The sequence below is a fragment of the Calditrichota bacterium genome, assembly GCA_013112635.1.
Classification (GTDB): Bacteria; Calditrichota; Calditrichia; order Calditrichales; family J004; genus JABFGF01.
The window spans coordinates 805,355-823,659 of record JABFGF010000002.1 but is presented as its reverse complement, the minus strand read 5'-3'; the positions used below and the strand labels follow the sequence as shown (position 1 = coordinate 823,659).

Below are 18,305 nucleotides of genomic sequence, written 5' to 3'. Positions count from 1 at the left end.
ATCAGGAGTTATTTTTTTCGTTTAGTATTTTCGTTTATATACCCTCTTTTTTGGGCATAATTCCAAAGCGTTCGCTGCAGTAATTTACGACCACGATAAAGCCGTGACATAACTGTTCCAAGAGGTGAGTTAATTATTGTGGCTATTTCATTATAAGAAAAGCCTTCAACATCGCATAAAAGAACTACAAGGCGAAATTGATATGGCAGGTTTTCAAGAGCTGTTTTAACATCATCTTCAAAATAACTGTCAAGCAAATCATTATTTGACTCAACTTGATCAGGATTAATGACCTCACCTTTTTTATAAAGTATGAAATCTTCAAGATCATCATAGCTGATTCTTTGAGGAGCCTTAACGGCTTTCCGGTATGCTGTAATAAAAGTATTAACAAGTATCCTGAATACCCAGGCACGAAAATTTGTGTTTTCCTGATATTGATCGAGCGCCCGATAGGCTTTAAACAAGGTTTCCTGAACCAGGTCTTCCGCGTCATTTTGGTTGCGGGCCATTCTTGTAGCGGTACTAATGAGTGATGGAAAATGTGGTTCTACTAATTTTGAAAATTCTAGTTGCCGTTCATTCATACAATGCCCTCCACAATGATGAGAAGCTATATTAAAAAAAAGTGTTTTTTAAAGCAAGTACTCTTCTCTTATAAAGGCTTTTTTATATTAATTCTAAATGTTGAACCTTGGCCAATTTGTGAGTCTAATAAATAAATTTTGCCTTGATGATATTCTTCAATAATTCTTTTAGCCAAACTTAATCCAAGCCCCCAACCTCGTTTTTTTGTACTAAAGCCGGGCTTAAAAACATTCTTTTTATTAACTACTGCAATTCCTTTCCCATTGTCTGAAATAGAAATTAAAATCCATTTAGTGCTGGACTTATTATCAATAGAAACAGATATTCTTCCGTTTTTATTTTCAATAGAGTCAATCGAATTTTTAATAAGATTTTCGAGAACCCATTCAAATAAGTCGCGACTTATATTTCCAAAAATGTCCTGATCACTGTTTAAAGAGATTGTTATTTGTTTATTTAAGTTTGGAAGCCGTTTTTGATAATAGAAAATAACACTTTCGATTACTTGTGTAATGTTTTCTTTTTTTAACTGTGGAACAGATCCAATCTTGGAAAAACGATTGGCAATTTTGTTCAACCGAAGTAAATCGTTATTCATCTCTTTAACAGCATTGTCTTTCTGCTTTATATCAAGATTGATTAACTCTAACCACCCAGACAATGATGTTAAGGGTGTTCCAAGCTGATGAGCAGTTTCCTTGGCCATCCCAACCCAAATATTCCTTTGCTCGCTTCTTTTGATATAAGCAAATCCAAGATAGCCAAACAAAATAAAAATTATAGCTACAACTATTGCAAAAATTGGCAGGTTTTTAATTTTATTAATTTCAGGAGGAAAGCCGTAATAATAATAACCTAAAACTGTTTCCTGATAGGCAATTGGGATCGGTTCATTTTGGGTCTTTATTTCTGACAAAGTATTTAATAAGATGAGTGAATCTGTTTTTGTTAAATCAGAAATTGAATCTAGTTTGGCCGAAATATTTAACCAGCTTTGCGGAATGCCTTGAGTATCGGTGTAAATGATTGGATAGTCAGCCTTTTTAATTACCTCATTAAAAAAAAAGCCAACGTCATTGTCTGCATCAGGATTATTTATATTAGATTCAAAAATTTTAATCCTAAACTGCAGTTCTTTGGTAGATTTTTCTTTGAGGACATTTACGACTTGCTGTGTATACCACAGAAACCCACCAATAATTAAAAGGCCTACTACAAAGAGCAGGCCTTTAAAATTCGCACTATTTTTTGTAAAGAACTGAAGCAATGGTTTTCCTATTGTAAATCATCCAAAAATTCTTGAGCTGTTTTTTTATGATCACTGTCGTTGGCGTGGCTAATTTCCAGTTCAAGACATTTTTTAAAAGCTTCAATAGCCTTTTCATCTTCACCCATCATTTCATAAGTAATACCTAGTTCCAAATGATGATTTAGATAGTTGGGTTTAATCTCGATTGCTTTTTTAAAGTTAGAAATTGCGGCTTCATTAGAAGCATCTTCGGGTACGCCGCCAAGAAAAATATCTGCAAATCCTTTTTCAATCCAGCTTAAATTTGAAATTTTTCGATTCCATCGACCAAGAACGTGATAAGCAATGTCATTTTGATCATTATATTTTATTGCTAAATCAGCTTCTTTTTTTATTTCCTTGGACATTTTAATTCGTTGTTTTGCCCCGGCGTCTAAAGCAACCCTTCCAAGAGCAATTCCTAAATATAAGTGCCCGTTACTTTTTTCTTCATTATTGTGAAGGGCATTGCGAGCAAACTGTTCTGCATTTCTATAATATTCAGCTCTTTCATCATCGTCTTCAAGGTCTTCACCAATATCAACATAAGCACGGGCTGTTTTCCAATTGGCTTCGTAATTTTCAGGGTTTATGGTTAATACTTTTTTATAGCTTTCGAGAGCGCTTTTATTATCAAACTTTGCATACGCTTCATCACCTTGTGAGATAAAAGACGCCTCACTTTCCTGGCTGATAACAAAGTTAAAACAAACAAAACTTAGCAAGACCATAGTCATAAATAATTTCTGCATTCTCCCTCCTACTTTTGTGAAATGGGTTTTATGGAAAGAATAATGTCATCAATCTGAATGTTATCAACAACATCAAATCCTTCCGTGACTTTTCCAAATGCGGTATAATTTCCTCTCAAATGTGGCTGTTCAGATTGGCAAATAAAGAACTGGCAACTACCGGTATCAAACCCTGAAGTGGCAATTCCAATTGTACCCCGTTCAAATGTTAAAAAATCTTCAGAGGCGATTGTATAGCCTGCACCACCCCAACCGTCTCCGCCTGGGTCACCACCTTGAATTACAAAATCGGCAATAACGCGGTGAAAGATTGTTTTAGTATAGAATCCTTTTTTTGCAAGTTCCAGGAAGTTTTTTACGGTTAGTGGCGCAACTTTTGAAAATAATTCTACAGTAATTTCGCCCTTATTTGTAGCAATTTCAACTAATATATTTTCTTGACCTAAACTGAGAACGGAATCAACTTCAATATATTTAGGCTTTTGAGAGTCCCAAAGTTGTTTATTAATTTTGAAATTAGGAAAATTACTTTGGAATTTTTGGCTTATTTTTGGTGTACTTATATTAAACGAAAATTCTTCTAATTGAGATGCGTTCAGTTTTTCCTTTTTTTCATGAAGAATATCAAGTACTAATTCCTGGACTTCAGATTGATCGGATTTGTTGAAATTTATAAAAGCACCAATTAATAAATCTGTATCAACATATTTCTTATTCTTTTTTTGCCAATCCAAAATATTATATAAAACAGAAAAATGTTCAGTTGCCATTAAGTCACTAATCTGGCTTAATGAAATTTTCTTTTTCTCATTCAAAATAGAAAAAGCAAGATTAATCAATCGTTTTTCCTGGACCATTAAAAATCCGGACAAAGTATTTCGGGCAAAATTATTATTATAAGGTTCTAGTGCACGAAGTAAATCTTCTTTAAAAGATATTGTTCCTTTATCAAGATTTTTTTGGATTAATCGGAAACCGGTGTTTGGAGATTGTTTTGCAACCATTCCAATAAGTTTTCCTTTAATGGAAAAGTCATTTTCAGTATTAATGGTATTTAAGAGATAAGTGACGGACTTTTTTGGAAACACAGAACTATAAACATTAAAGCCTTCTATTCGCAAAGCAGTATTTTTAGAAGAAGTAAAACTCTTTATAAGTTTGTAATCATTACTATCGGCAATGTGGGCAAAACTTTTAAGCGCATGAAGTTTGTTTTGCCATTCATTTTTTTCATTCAAAATCTTCCTCAAAGATTCGCCCGCCTCTTCAAATAAAATGCTGTCAGATTTAAGTTCTGAAGCGGATGTTTCATTTTTAAGAATAGTATTTAAAGCTTTAAGATAGTATTTCTGAGAAAGAGCACTCGTTTTAGAAAGGTTTTTTACAACCAAACTTAAATCCTTATTATCTGCGCTATAATAAATAAAGTAGGCATTTTCTTTTAGTTGTGAATGAATCCAGTTCGAGTCTGATACTGATTGCTTAATAAGCGTAATATCAATTTTCTTCCGGGCTAAAATTGCTGAGGTTTGCAAAGCATTTTTTACAAGGGAATCATTAAATAGGGCTTCATTTAATATTGAAACAGATGATTTAGTACCGCATTGGGCCAGAGCCTTGAGAATTTCATTTTTAATATTTAAGGATATATTAGAATTAAAAATTTTCAATAAAAAAGACTCTGCCTTTTCGGAACCTGTTTGGCCTAATGCAAAAACGGACATGTTTTTTAAATTTTCATCATTTTCTTGAGCAAAAGTTTCACTTAAAAAGGAAATCAGGCTATCATTTTTAGTTTTTGATATTGATGTAAGAATTTCCTGCTTTAAAACAGGGCTAGCGTTTTTATAAATTGCCTTCCATTTAGCAGGATTGTTTTCCCGGGAAAACTCCAACTGTTTTAGGGCCGAAATTGAATTAACAGAAGGTGTTTTATCTGTACAAGAAAAATAAAAAATGGCCGATAATATCAATAATATGATTCTTGAATACACTAAATTTCCCTTTCAGTCTATTTTTAAGTACTTTGTCATTTGTTATTATAGCAAAGGTTTGACATTAATTTAGTAATTATTTAATTTTTAATTCCAATTTTTCTAAAAATCTCAATATAAAAAATATGTTTTACTGGAGGAATAATGGCTACAAATTCTGCTAAAGGCTCCATCTTGTTTAAAATCTTAATCGCGTTATTATTTATTGCATTGGTTTTTGTAATAACAATTCCTGCTGATATCTGGAAAGAAGAGGAACTAGAACAAGCATCGGCGCAATATAATATGACAAGTATATATGAAGCTGAAAAATTCTATTATCGCATGACAAAAGAGTTTACAACGGATAAAGATAAACTTTTATCGGTAATCCGCGAAGACTCAACCTTGAAACAAGTTCAACAGCTTGTCCATCATACGCAAGACCTAAAAACAGAATTGGATGTTTATTTAAATAACCCCTATCTAAAAAGCCTTTTAATTATTGACCAGAATATTACAACAATATCAGAAGATGTGGAAAAAAATGCTCGCTGGTTTGCAATTAATGATGATATTGCCACAAGAGCTGATGGTTTAAGTTTAAAATTACAATCATTTAACAATGATTTGAATTACCCAAATTACATTGGTACAACAAATATTTTAGATACACTATATCAGTTAAGAAGGGATTTGTCGGATTACAATTTACAAACAGCAGCATCTAGATGTGCTGAACTGACAGAAAAGTTGAACACCTTTGTATCAGATGTTGAATTTGAAAATTTTGAAACGGAATGGTCCCAACTATTTGTTGAATTAACTTCTTTTAGAAAAGACGTAGATCAAATTGAAGATATAAGCCAACAGACAAGTGTTGCCGCAAGGATTAGAGAATTTAGCGGCTTAATAGAAGAAAACGTTCAGGCAATTGGTACTATTAACATTAGTGAAAGTATTTCTGCTGCAGAATCCTCTAGTACTAAACTGGCAGGATTATATGATACATTCTTACAAGATTATATAGTCACAAGCAAACGCGCGCTATACAGGCTTGCATTAGAAGACTCAATGGTTCTGTATATTAATGAAAAAAACTTCACCAGTATTGGCAATAACCAACCATACGTTTTAGGAATTACAGAAGACTCCTCAGATATAAAAGTTGAAAGCCCGATGTTGGTAGATGAGTTACTTGAAAAAGTTAGGCCTCTTGCGGAAACAGTTTCTACTTTTGATTTTGTTCAGCATTATATTGCTTACCTGGATACAATTAAGTCCATCCATAATAAAGGTATGGGAATTAAAAAGCTGATGCGTCGAAACATCGATGTTACCGTAAAAAACAAAGAAATTGAAGAAAGAATAAATAACTACCAAAATAGTAGTGAATTTAATGCGGCTAATGATCTTATTACATTTGTCGAATTGGTTGGAAGCAGCAGAAGCTTCAGTGATTTAAAAAATAGCGTTGAAAGTTCAAGGAATGCCGTAAGTATTTTTGACCAGTTATACAGCGGAAACAAATTCAATAATATTGACTCATTGAATACCAGTATTCTCGCTGATCTTGAAGAATATAATACAATCCTTTCGAACATAAGAAGATTGCCAAGAGGTGTAGAAAAATTTGATAATGAACCTTCGCAGGTAAATGAAATTCTTGCTAACATGAAAAAACAATCATCTTCATCGAATTCGGAGCATTTGAAAGGTATTCAGGCAAAACTAGAAGAAGCATTGCTTTTCGCCTCTGAAGGTAAGTCTGAAAGGGTTTATGTTGTTTTTGAAAAAAACCAGCAAAACTATGGTTATGTTAACAGATCTGAAAAAAGCTGGGAAGAGGAATAATTTATAAAGGAGGTTTTTGCCTCCTTTCTTACTTATGAATAATACATTTAGTGTTTCTTTTTCTGATAATTCTTTTCAACTAATTCATTCGGCAAGTGATGGCAAAGAGCAGGCACTTGTTTCATGTAGTCAGCACCCTTACCCAAATCCTGTATCTGTGGATCAGATTTTTAATCCGGATAATTTATTAGCTTTGATTGATGCTGTTAATAACCTCAAGACAAGCAATAACCTGGAAGATATTGAGCTCGCATTTTCTTTACCGTTTAACTATGCAAAAATAAAAAAAGTCGCTTATCCCAAAGACAGTGATAAAAAATTAAAGCGAACTCAAATTGAATGGGAGTTAGCATCCGTCACATCCGATAATATTAAAGACTTTAAAATATCAGTTTTGAATGAAAACAAAAAGCATTCAGAATACAACGAAGCACTGATAGTAGCAATAAACAAATCCCTGATAAAAAAATTACAATATGTAGCGGAAGAAAGTGGTGCAGGGATTTCTGGAGTATTCTTGAATTGTTTTTCCCTGGAAAATTACTTGGATTACAATAAAGCTTTTGGCCAGGATCAAAACTATATTTTTTTGAAAATGGGTGAAAAATATATTGAGCATCATTACTTTTTAGGTAAAGATTATTTTAGCTCTTGTGTGGACCTTGTGATGGAAGCGAATAACCGAAGTAAAGAAGAATTGGTATTAGAGCTATCTAATGAACGATATAAGCAGGCTGTTAATATCGCCGGTCAAATGGAAAATAGTAACAAATTTAATTTAATTGTTTTTGGAAACTCCGTATCAGAAAGTATAGTAGACACCTTGAAAAATGGTCTGTCATTATCAGTTGAGTATGCAGGAATTGGTAATTATTCAGAATCGGATGGGTATAAATATATTGAAGCATGGGGCTCAATTTTATAATCTCAGCATTTGACTGAGGAGGACTTATGGCAAAGTATAATTTATTAGAAGATGATGATATATTTGATGAAGAGGAAGACCTGACGGAAGATGAACCTACGGCGGCATTGGAAGACAAGCAGGAGATTGACACATCTGACGATATTGATATAGATATTGATGAAGATTTATTAAATATTGAATCAACAGATACAATTCTGGATGAACAAGATCTTCAGGAAGATATTGAAATAGACTCACTTGAAGAAGAAGTCGCACCTCCTGAGCCAGAACCGGTAGTTCAAGAGCTTGAACCTGAAATAGAAACTGAAATAAAACAGCCTGAACTTGAAGAAGAAAAACCATTTTTAACAGATGATTTTGAAGATGATAAACAATCAGGTATAAATTATAAACCAATTGTTATCGGTGGAATAATAGTTATTTTCCTTTTGCTGGGATATGTAGCCCTGGATACCTGGGTATTTACAGGCTCAGATTCTGCGGAAGAAGTTGAACCTACTGATACGCAGGCAAAAACCCCTGAACAAATCGCACAAGAGCAACAAGCTGAAAGAAAAGCAAAATTCCTATCACAAGTTGCAGGTAAAACCAGCTCAGATATTTCTGCAGTAAATTCGGCAATTCAAAACGCACAAAGTTCAGCAAAGCTATCCAGTGTTTTATTGTATGGTGAATCTTTTATGTTTCAGGTTTTTGGCTCAGACAGAAGTGAAATTGCCCGTGTAAATATGGGCTTAAAAGAAAATATGGCCTCCAATAATTTTACTGTTATTTCATCGCAGTCACGGCCCGGTTCAAATGGAGGTGTTTTTGGAATATTTAAAGGAACTCTGTCTTCTTCGGGCGCTGCAAGTTCTAAAAATGTTCAACAAAACTTTAATACCATAAATGATCTGGAAAGCTGGATAAATAATACTACTGCATCTAGTGGATTAAAAGTAAAATCTCTTGATAGTAAATATGTAAAAGAAGAGAGTGATTTCCGGAAGTTTGAAGTAGAAACAACCATCACAGGATCAATAGATGCCTGCAACGCATTCTTAAAAAAGATGTCAAGTGATGTAGGTCAGCTACAAATACATAAGCTCAATCTGAATGCAATTGACCAAAAAACATTTCAATCCCAAAAATACCAGCTCAAACTGATATTAGAAGTATTTGTATAGAATATGCGGATAATATCCGGGCAATATAAGGGACGAAAATTACAAGCCGGTCAAGATCTTTCCATCAGACCTACTACGGACCGCGTAAAAGAATTTATATTTAATGTTTTACAGGATTTTCAGCAAGATAAGGTTATTGCTGATATTTTTTCAGGAAGTGGAAACCTGGGGTTTGAAGCTTTAAGCCGCGGGGCAAAGCATGTTACATTTGTTGAAAAAAATATCTCTTCTGTTAATGTTCTCAAGAAAAACATCTTTACTTTTTCGCTGGATCACTCCCAATATTCCATTGTTCATAAAACAGCTGAAGACTTTGCCAAAGAGAATCATAGTGAGATAGAACTCTATTTTCTCGATCCGCCATTTATTTATCCGAAGCTTCAGGACTTAATCGATTCCATTACAAATTCTGCAAACTTTTTGATTGGTAACCTAATGGTTTTAGAGCATGAAGTTTCTAATCCAATTGAAAAAGAAAGCGAGTATTATACAATTCTAAAACAAAAAAAAATGAGCAGAAGTTTAATTTCTTTTATTGAAAAAAGGACACAGAAATGAAAGAAAAAAAGATTTCAATTTATCCAGGCACGTTTGACCCTATTACCCGTGGCCATATTGATATAATCCACAGGGCCAGTAAAATTTTTGATGAGGTAATTGTTACGCTGGCGATAAACCAAACAAAAAAACCACTGTTTACAATTGAAGAACGGATGGTGATGATTCATGATGCGATTGATGAATTTAATAACGTGCGGGTTGCTGAGTTTGATGGTTTGTTAGTGGATTTTGCCAGGGATAATTCTGCTTTGGTAATTATTCGCGGGCTTCGAGCAATTTCTGATTTTGAATACGAATTTCAGATGGCATTAATGAATAAAAAACTATCAAATGATATTACAACAGTGTTTTTAATGCCAAACGAAAAATATACATATTTAAATTCGACAATAGTGAAAGATGTTGCAAAATTTAATGGAAATGTTGATAGCTTTGTTACTAAATTGGTTGCAACCGAATTGACCAAAAAATTTAATAAAAAAACAGACTAATATATGGATTTTGTTTCACAAATAAGACAAGCAGTAAAACAATCAGACCCCAAAACTATTTTATTACCAGAAGGTGAAGATCCTCGAATATTGGAAGCCGCGATAGCTTTGAAACAGGAAAATTTCATCATCCCCGTTATTCTAGGAACCGGGCAGATAATCAAAGCGACAGCTGAAAAACACAATTTCAACCTGGAAAACATTCAAATTATTGACCCCAAAGAACAAAACAATACAGATTTTGAAAACCAATATTATGAGCTAAGAAAACATAAAGGTGTCAGCCCTGAAGATGCCCATGAAATAATACGGGATCCATTGTTTTATGCTGCAATGATGATTAGAAATAATCAGGCAGATGGTGCTTTGGCCGGTGCAGTTAATACAACAGGAAATGTACTTCGTGCAGCCATTCAGGTAATCGGATTAGCAGAAAACATTACAGCTGTCTCCAGTTGCTTTTTTATGGTTTTAAAAGATGGAACCGTTTTAACATATGGTGATTGTGCTGTAATTCCGGATCCAAATGTTGAACAGTTGGCCAGTATTGCACTGAGTACCGCTGAAACACATTTAAAAGTTGTTCATCAGACACCCAATGTTGCCATGCTTTCCTTTTCCACAAAAGGAAGCGCTAAACATGATAATGTAAGCAAAGTAGTTGATGCAACGGAGCTTGTAAGAAAAACCAGACCAGGCCTGAATGTTGATGGTGAGCTGCAGTTCGATGCAGCCTATAATCCGGAAATTGCAAAAAGCAAAGCCCTGGGCAGCCCTGTTGCAGGAAAGGCCAATGTGTTTATCTTCCCTGATCTGGATGCCGGTAATATTGGATACAAAATAACCCAACGCCTTGGCAATGCCCAGGCAATCGGTCCAATAATTCAGGGTTTAGCAAAACCATATAATGATCTTTCCCGCGGATGTAGTGTAGAAGATGTTATTAACACAGCATGTATTTTGGGATTAATGGCCTAATAATTTATTAAAAGTAAAAAGAAAGAAGTAAGGAGTTAATTTTAGTAATGCCAACATATGATTATGTATGCACAAGCTGTACTCATGAGTTTGAAGAGTTTCAAAAAATGTCGGATCCACTTTTAGTAGAATGCCCGGAATGCGATGGAAAATTACAGCGCAAAATTGGAGGTGGTGCTGGTCTGCATTTTAAAGGCAGCGGTTTTTATATAACTGACTATAAAAACAAACAATCCTCAGGTGAGTCAAACTCTAAAAAAGAAACACCGAAAAAGAGTACAGAAAAATCAAAACCCGAAACAGCTAAGAGTGAAAAAAAAGTGTAATTTTAAAAGAATTTTTGTACTCTTTATACAATTCAACGGTCACAATTATTTTTAAAGAAAGGACATTAAAATGTCAAAACTAAAAGAAAAACTCCAGAGCAAAATTCCTGAGTATAGGGAAAGAGTTGGGAATTTGCTGAAGAACCATGGCCAGGTAAAGATTGATGAAGTTAAAATGTTCCAGGTTTATGGCGGAATGCGTGGCCTTAAATCACTTAGTACGGATATTTCATACCTTGACCCAGAAGAAGGTATTCGTTTCCGTGGATATACAATTCCTGAATGTCTTGAAAAAATGCCTAAACCCAATGGCGCGGAAATGCCTTATGTAGAAGGCCATTTTTATCTTTTACTTACTGGTGAAATTCCCAGCAAAGATGATATAAAAAGCGTTGTTGAAGAATTTGCAGGAAGAAGCAAAGTGCCTGAGTATGTTTTTGATGTGCTTCGCGCCATGCCAAAAGACTCCCATCCAATGGCAATGTTCTCAGCTGCAGTGATGTCACTACAGCGTGAATCAGTTTTTGTACCACAGTATAATGCCGGTATGTCAAAAATGGATTACTGGGATCCGACTTATGAAGACTCAATGAATTTGCTGGCAAAACTTCCGGAAGTGGCAGCATTCATTTATCGCTTAAAATATAAAGGTGATACGCCAATAGCCAGTGATCCATCATTGGATTTTGGAGCAAATTTTGCCCATATGATGGGTATCGATAAGCCATATGATGAAATATCCCGTTTGTATTTTATGCTGCATAGTGATCATGAAAGCGGCAATGTTAGCGCCCATACAACGCACTTGGTTGGAACAGCTTTATCTGATGCATATTATTCATTCACAGCCGGGATGTGCGGATTGGCAGGGCCATTACACGGGTTGGCAAACCAGGAAGTTCTGCGTTGGGTTCAGGGTGTTATGGAAAAAATGGATCATAAAATCCCATCACGCGAAGAAATGCAAAAGTTTGTTTGGGATACATTAAATTCCGGCCAGGTAATTCCTGGTTTTGGACACGCGGTATTGAGAAAAACAGATCCACGCTATGCGGCGCAAAGAGATTTCTGTTTAAAGCATTTACCGGACGATGAAATTTTTAAAATTGTTAGTCTGCTTTATGATGTTGTTCCGGATATTCTTGTTGAACAGGGCAAAGCTAAAAATCCATGGCCAAATGTTGATGCTCAATCCGGTGTAATCCAGTGGCATTATGGTGTTACTGAGTATGATTTTTATACGGTTATGTTTGGCGTTGGTCGTGCCATAGGTGTGCTAAGTAACCTGGTTTGGGACAGGGCTGTTGGCCAGTCTTTAGAAAGGCCAAAATCTTTGACTACAACCATGCTTGAAAAGATTGCCAAAGAAGCATCATAAGATTAGTTATTTATGTCTTTAATAAAGGCGCCACCCGGCGCCTTTTTTTATCGCAAATTATTGGTATTAATTATAATAATACTTAAGCACTTCATTTGCTCTATCGGTAACAAACTCATTCGGTTTACCTAATTCTCCAATTGAAGAAACCATGCTATTTACTTTTCTTTCTAATTGCCAATAGCCGCTTTCCTGCTGTTTAGATTTCAGAAGTTTTAGGGCAGGTTCCAACTTTTCAGATTTGATTTTTTCTCTTTTCAGTAACCAGAGTATTTCTAAAAAATCAGATTTATACATATTGGGAAAAGTAAGTAAATCCATTTTTTTAATCATTATTATGTTTGTGTTGCGGGATTTATAACAGACTTTGTGCAATAGTATAAACTCGATACATTTATCACGAAGATATAAAATATCTTTTGTTCTGAAGGTTTTAGGAATGAAAGAAATTCCCTTTAATAATTTAACAATTCCCCAATAACAGCTATGCTTACCATAACAACTTTTATTTGAGCAGTATGTGTTGGTTTTGGTATTGTAAGATCCATCGTCAAATCTCTGAAACCTGTAAAAAAACTCCAATGCGGTAAGACTTTTTTTGTCGGGAGTTTTGTTAAAATAGCTGTCTAAATAAATCATATTTCCGTTTAAACATGGTATCGGAAAATGATCTTCTTTTAGCGTGAAGATTTTATGATTATCATCAAAAAAGTGATTTTGAATTTCCCTTAGGGGTTTTTTAATTCTTGGTTCGTTTCTTTTACAACCTAGATCGGCAAGAAGTATAAGTGTCCAAAGTGAAGCTTTGAAGTTTGGAACATAGTGCATATAACCTGGGTAATACTTGTCAGATTTCGCAAGTACTTTCCAAAACCCATCATCGCCTTGAGCTTTAAATATCCGATCGATTATTCTTTGACGGTTTTCCATTACATGCTTACTCAAAGATTCTCATTTTTTGCTAAAACCTAAAATTTCATAAACCTTAATTTGCCAAATTCATATGAGGCAATTCATTACTCAAACCGCCCTTCTCTGTACCAGCGGAAAAGAGTAACTCCTTTAAAAGTTGAAAGCCACAAATGATCACCATCAACATCGATGTTGAAAACACGGTTATCTGCCAGGCCGTCTTTTTTGGTGTATAGATACCAATAGTCCCGTTCTTTATCATATTTTAGCAGGCCTTTGTTTGTGGCAAACCAGACATACCAATCGCTAAAAGTAATATCATTTATTTTGCTGTTTAGTCTAAAATTTGTAGCAGGGAAAGATTTCCAATCGCCGTTGGTTATATCATAAAAACCAATACCCTTTTGGCTCGCAAACCAAAGAGTGTCATTATTTGCACCAATAGCATCAATAAAATTATCGGCAATAGCGGCATGAGAATCTAAAAGAGAAGTCTTATCTTTTTGTGGATTGTATTCAAAAATACCGCGGTCAGTTGCCAAATAAACATTGTTAGAAGTATTGGTAATTTTATTCACTTTTGTTTGGTGTAGAAATTTCTTTCCTACATTTTCCATGTTGAGCATTTTGTAATCGTATTTAAATGCGCCATTTTCTGAAGCGATGTAAAGCAGGCCATCTAAATGGTCTAAATCATATATGACATCATTCTTTAGTGGATTGGCTTTTTGCAAACTAATCCATTCATCCCTTTTAGAATTGTATTGCAATAAACCCTGTTCGGTACCAAAAAATATCTGTGATCCAATGTTTTCTATCACTCTGATATCATCAGAAAAAATATTAAAGTTTATTCCGGATTTAAAATAATCCCAGCTATCATCTTCAAAATTCCAGCGAGCAATCCCCCGCTCTTTTTCTTTGAATGGTGTGCCGGCGACCCAAATGTTATCTGCAGTAACTAAAACATCTTTTGTATGGATTGCCGGAGTGGACTGTTTAATAAACTTAAGCTCCACCATATCAAAATCAGCAAGGCCAATGCCGGTTCCGTTGGTTGCAATCCACATTTTATACCATCGGTCAACAATTCTTTCGCCAACCCTATATTCTTCATTGTCCGGATTGTAAATTAAACCATCAAGCATTAGCTCATAATTGTCATCAACAATAAAGTTGGGCCAGCTGGAAAGAATCGGTCGTGATAAGGCCGGAAAGCGTGTATTGCCCGGATTTTCAGTAGGTCTGTTGATGGTTCTTGCCGGAAGTTCCGGGCCTGCATTTTGCCAATACTCAAAAGCTTTATTAAAAACCTGAACTCCTTTTGGAGTAAGTGCAAAGAGCTGGTTGGTTGCCGTGTCAAACACCACTCGTTTTATTCGGTTGCTGTGTAGGCCGTTACTTGTGGTTTGAGGATAAAGCCACTCTTCATCAAAAAAATTGTAACGTAAAATGCCGCCATGAGATGTTCCAAAATAGATATTCTCACTACCAATATCTATTGAGGTAATATGGTTGGAATAGGCGTAAGTGATCCAATCATCCGCATCATAATGTGAAAATCGATCAAATGATATTTGGTGAATTACCTGAGCAAAAGAGATTTGGGAAAGTAAAAATAAAAATAGGATTAGAGGTTTCATATTTTATAATTTATTCTGTTAAATAGGAAAGATACTTTAGCAAAATGTAATTTATAACCTATTTATTTAGTACCATTTTGTTTCAAAACCTGTAAAACCTTGTATTCATTTTCCTGATGATATTTAATTTTTAAATATACAAACTCATCATCATAATGTTTACTCAAAACGGTTGCAAAAGAATGAAATAAATGTTCACCACCACCATTGTTGAAATTGAGCTTTAAATCTTTAATACAAAAATCACTTTCAAACTTTTGTAAAATTACATTTCTCAAATTATTTAATCCGAGATGGCGACCAGCAGATATTAGAACAGCCTCTTCATAATTTACCTTAATCTGTTGAAGTGTTTCAGGGTTTTTAACCAGGTCAATTTTATTTAAAATTAAAAGCCGGTTATCAGTATTGCTATCCATTTCTGCAAGCAATGTATTAACAACATCAATATGCTCTTCAAATTGAGGATGTGAGACATCAACGATATGTAAAAGCAAATCGGCCTCACTGCTTTCGGCCAAAGTGCTACGGAATGAGGCAACAAGCTGATGCGGTAATTTTCGAATAAACCCAACAGTATCACTTAGCAAAACAGAAAGAGAAGGATCAATTTCAGCACGCCGTACCGTTGTATCCAGTGTTGCAAAAAGTTTGTCTTCAATTAATACATCCGCTCCGGATAAGGCATTCATCAATGTAGATTTCCCGGCATTGGTGTAACCAACCAACGCCACACGAAACATTGTATCCCTTTTTTGACGCCTTGTAGTATTTTGTTTTTCAATTACTTTTAAACGGGCGCGTAGTTTGGAAATTCGTGTGCGCACTAATCTTCTGTCGGTTTCAAGCTGAGTTTCACCGGGGCCTTTTGTCCCAATTCCCCCAACCTGCCTGGACAAGTGCTCCCATGCACGCGTTAACCGTGGCAAGAGATAGTTTAGTTGAGCCAGTTCAACTTGTGTTTTGGCTTCGGCGCTTTGGGCATGGTCTGCAAATATATCTAAAATTAATGCTGTTCGGTCTATAACCTTTACATCGCCAAGTAGTTTAGAAATATTTTTTACCTGGGCTGGGGTAAGTTCATCATCAAAAATTACAATTGTTGCTGCGTGCTCCTCAATTAAATCGACAACCTCTTCTAACTTACCTTTGCCGATAAAATATGCAGCGTTGGGCGCAATTCTTTCCTGTATTACCTGGGCTTTTACAACAGCACCAGCAGTTCTGGCAAGCTCTTTAAGTTCGTTCAGATGTTCATCAACTTCAATACGCTCCATACCGGCCCTACGGATGCCGATTATTATGGCAAATTCGGTCTTTGTATCAATATAGTTTTTTTTAATTTCAATCATATTTATTACTATCTGTTTTAATAGGTTAAAGCTATGTTGTAGACAAATGTTAAAAATAAAAACTTACTTAAAATTCAACCAAACAATGGCAGTCCTTCAATTCTCTTTATCAAAACCTGTTCAAGCAGCAACATGCTTAAAGCCAAAATAAGAAAAACCAACCAAAGCTCAAATCCTGTGCGGGCATTTAAAATTTGTTGATTGAGTTTGTCTGAATCCAAAGTTTTTAGATCAAACTCAAAGGAGCTGCTTGATATAAAAGGTTTTTTTAATTCATCGGCAGAATGGTTTGCTGCAATTGCACCGATTACGTTTTGGTTTTCCATTAGCAAATAAAATCCGGGATCAACCGCAATTCCCCCATCAAAATAAAGTTTATTACGCATTGATTTTGGGATCACAGAAATAGAACTATTGTTTGGAGGTTTAATGGAAAAACGGTTTTCTATATTTATTCCATCTGAGTTAAATACGACAGCTTCACCGGAAACAATGCTTCCTGAAAGCGGATTTTTAGTTTGGGCGGCAATATAAAAACTGCGGTATAAAAGTGGGAGAAATAATCCGTTTATCTCAAAGCTAGACCAGTTTTGTGAAAAGGCAGAACTAAAAACATACAAGCCCCCACTCTTGCTTAAAAAAGTATTCCTGTTAGATAGGTTTATCATGGACTTATCAAAACCGGTTTGTGTGTAATAGCGGAATATTTTGGGAGGCGAAAAGGGATTCTTTTTATCCCTGAATAAAGCATCAAAAATTGAGTTGGCAGCTTTTTCATTTTCTAACGAGTAAAAACTATTTGGCCCGCCAGAGTTTATTTTTCCGAAACGAACCGGACTTTCCAGTTTTTTGAAAAAATTATTATAGTCAGCAACTGTAAGTTTTTCCCCGGGAATTACTAAAATAGATTTCCCGGATTTTAAATAAGCGCCCAGCTTTTCAATATTTGCTTCACTAGTATTTTCAAAATCATTTAGAATTACAAAATCATAAAGACTGAGATTAGTACCGGGCCATTCATTTTGTCTTTTGGGATCAATATCAAATAAACTGTTTTGAGATAAAACCTTAGTTGCCAATGATATTTTATCAGCGGTTAAATCGGAAACAAAAAGCGCCTTGATTTTTTCTTTCATAAAAAGAGAAAAATAGAACTTATTATCAACAAAAAGGTCATCCTCATCAATTTGTAAATTGAGATAATGTGTTCCAGGTTTTTGAGGAACAAATGGTATTTCAACCACCTTTGATTCACCTGGTTGAAGTTCAACAAAACTCATGGCAACCCGCATATCTTCATTATAAAGATTAAGATTTGTTTCCATTTTATTTTGAGGATCATGGTTGCTGATATAAGCAGAAATATTTATTGTACTTCCTGTTTCAATAAGCTGATTGTTTAATACAATTGAATCGATGCTAACATTCTTAAAAGAGGGCTCTTGTGCCAAATCGATTTTATATGCTTTAAAATTTGGAGTAGAATTAAAACTATATTCAGCAAAAGGTTTATGATCTGTAAGTTTAAAATCACTTAAAATGTATAGCTCATTATTTAAATTTGGATGCGTTGTGAAAAGTGAATCGGCTGAGATTAATAATCTTTCTAAGTTCAGGACAGCGTTTGAGGGTTTGATATTTTTAAGTGACTTATCGCGGTTTAAACTATTTATTAGTACAGGCTTTTTATCAAAACCTGAAAGAAGAAATACTTTATCCTGTGTGTTGAAGACGGCCACAATTTCTGATAACTGTTGTTTTGCTATCTCCATATATGTTTGTGAAGAGGCAAAAGCCTGCATGCTGTAAGAATCGTCGATAATTATTACAGCGGTGGTTTGAGCATTTCCCGAAACGTTTCCCAAAAGAGAAGTTACCGTTGGTCGTGCGAAAGCAATTACCAAAAATACAATAAAAAGTGTACGCACAAGGATAAGCAGAAATTGATATAACTTTACTCTTTTAATTCTTTGGTTTTCAATAACTTTTAGAAATTTTATAGAGCTGAAAGGCATTTTCCGGGCTTTTTTGCGGCTAAGGAAATGTAGAAGAATTGGGATACTCGCAGCAAAAAGGGCCGGTAAAATAAAACCGTTTAAAAAACTAATCATGTAA

16 protein-coding genes are annotated in these 18,305 nt (G+C 34.8%); 8 read left to right on the top strand and 8 right to left on the bottom strand.

The features are described from left to right. Nucleotides 1-8 precede the first annotated feature (8 nt). The 4 genes from HND50_08595 to HND50_08580 all read right to left on the bottom strand — a co-directional run bounded on the left by HND50_08595 (nucleotide 9) and on the right by HND50_08580 (nucleotide 3,398). Entirely contained in the window at nucleotides 9-587 is a 579-nt protein-coding gene (locus HND50_08595; GenBank protein NOG45275.1) for a sigma-70 family RNA polymerase sigma factor, read from the bottom strand. 68 nt (nucleotides 588-655) lie between these two features. Beyond that, nucleotides 656-1,855 carry a HAMP domain-containing histidine kinase gene (locus tag HND50_08590; protein NOG45274.1) on the bottom strand — a complete coding sequence of 400 codons (1,200 nt, stop codon included), beginning with the start codon at nucleotides 1,853-1,855 and terminating at the stop codon, nucleotides 656-658. 8 nt (nucleotides 1,856-1,863) lie between these two features. Further along, nucleotides 1,864-2,628: a hypothetical protein gene (locus HND50_08585; GenBank protein NOG45273.1), complete on the bottom strand. Its 765-nt coding sequence runs from the start codon at nucleotides 2,626-2,628 to the stop codon at nucleotides 1,864-1,866. An 8-nt stretch (nucleotides 2,629-2,636) separates the two neighbouring features. Next, entirely contained in the window at nucleotides 2,637-3,398 is a 762-nt protein-coding gene (locus HND50_08580; GenBank protein NOG45272.1) for a peptidylprolyl isomerase, read from the bottom strand. 1,368 nt (nucleotides 3,399-4,766) lie between these two features. Here HND50_08580 and HND50_08575 point away from each other — a divergent pair. From HND50_08575 to HND50_08540, 8 genes are all read left to right on the top strand, one after another. Further along, nucleotides 4,767-6,455 carry a hypothetical protein gene (locus HND50_08575; GenBank protein NOG45271.1) on the top strand — a complete coding sequence of 563 codons (1,689 nt, stop codon included), beginning with the start codon at nucleotides 4,767-4,769 and terminating at the stop codon, nucleotides 6,453-6,455. 16 nt (nucleotides 6,456-6,471) lie between these two features. Beyond that, a complete protein-coding gene (locus HND50_08570) occupies nucleotides 6,472-7,380 on the top strand; it encodes a hypothetical protein (protein ID NOG45270.1) in 909 nt (302 codons plus the stop codon). 26 nt (nucleotides 7,381-7,406) lie between these two features. Continuing rightward, nucleotides 7,407-8,549, top strand: coding sequence for a hypothetical protein (locus HND50_08565; protein NOG45269.1), 1,143 nt, complete (start codon nucleotides 7,407-7,409; stop codon nucleotides 8,547-8,549). A 3-nt stretch (nucleotides 8,550-8,552) separates the two neighbouring features. Continuing rightward, nucleotides 8,553-9,107 carry a 16S rRNA (guanine(966)-N(2))-methyltransferase RsmD gene (gene rsmD, locus HND50_08560; protein NOG45268.1) on the top strand — a complete coding sequence of 185 codons (555 nt, stop codon included), beginning with the start codon at nucleotides 8,553-8,555 and terminating at the stop codon, nucleotides 9,105-9,107. After that, entirely contained in the window at nucleotides 9,104-9,601 is a 498-nt protein-coding gene (gene coaD / locus HND50_08555; GenBank protein NOG45267.1) for a pantetheine-phosphate adenylyltransferase, read from the top strand. Before rsmD ends, coaD begins: the two co-directional genes overlap by 4 nt. 3 nt (nucleotides 9,602-9,604) lie before the next feature. Then, nucleotides 9,605-10,579, top strand: a complete 975-nt coding sequence (pta, locus tag HND50_08550) for a phosphate acetyltransferase (GenBank protein ID NOG45266.1) — start codon at nucleotides 9,605-9,607, stop codon at nucleotides 10,577-10,579. 47 nt (nucleotides 10,580-10,626) lie between these two features. Continuing rightward, complete coding sequence (locus tag HND50_08545; protein NOG45265.1) at nucleotides 10,627-10,905, top strand: zinc ribbon domain-containing protein; 279 nt, start codon at nucleotides 10,627-10,629, stop codon at nucleotides 10,903-10,905. Between the two features lie 64 nt (nucleotides 10,906-10,969). Beyond that, entirely contained in the window at nucleotides 10,970-12,283 is a 1,314-nt protein-coding gene (locus HND50_08540; protein ID NOG45264.1) for a citrate (Si)-synthase, read from the top strand. A gap of 66 nt (nucleotides 12,284-12,349) precedes the next feature. Here HND50_08540 and HND50_08535 read toward each other — a convergent pair whose 3' ends face one another. From HND50_08535 to HND50_08520, 4 genes are all read right to left on the bottom strand, one after another. Next, complete coding sequence (locus tag HND50_08535) at nucleotides 12,350-13,228, bottom strand: hypothetical protein (GenBank protein ID NOG45263.1); 879 nt, start codon at nucleotides 13,226-13,228, stop codon at nucleotides 12,350-12,352. Between the two features lie 71 nt (nucleotides 13,229-13,299). Then, nucleotides 13,300-14,838, bottom strand: a complete 1,539-nt coding sequence (locus tag HND50_08530) for a hypothetical protein (protein NOG45262.1) — start codon at nucleotides 14,836-14,838, stop codon at nucleotides 13,300-13,302. 62 nt (nucleotides 14,839-14,900) lie between these two features. Further along, nucleotides 14,901-16,190, bottom strand: a complete 1,290-nt coding sequence (gene hflX / locus HND50_08525; GenBank protein NOG45261.1) for a GTPase HflX — start codon at nucleotides 16,188-16,190, stop codon at nucleotides 14,901-14,903. A 74-nt stretch (nucleotides 16,191-16,264) separates the two neighbouring features. Beyond that, the gene (locus HND50_08520; protein NOG45260.1) at nucleotides 16,265-18,301 is read right to left on the bottom strand and encodes a hypothetical protein; all 2,037 of its coding nucleotides are present in this window, start codon (nucleotides 18,299-18,301) and stop codon (nucleotides 16,265-16,267) included. Nucleotides 18,302-18,305: the final 4 nt, after the last annotated feature.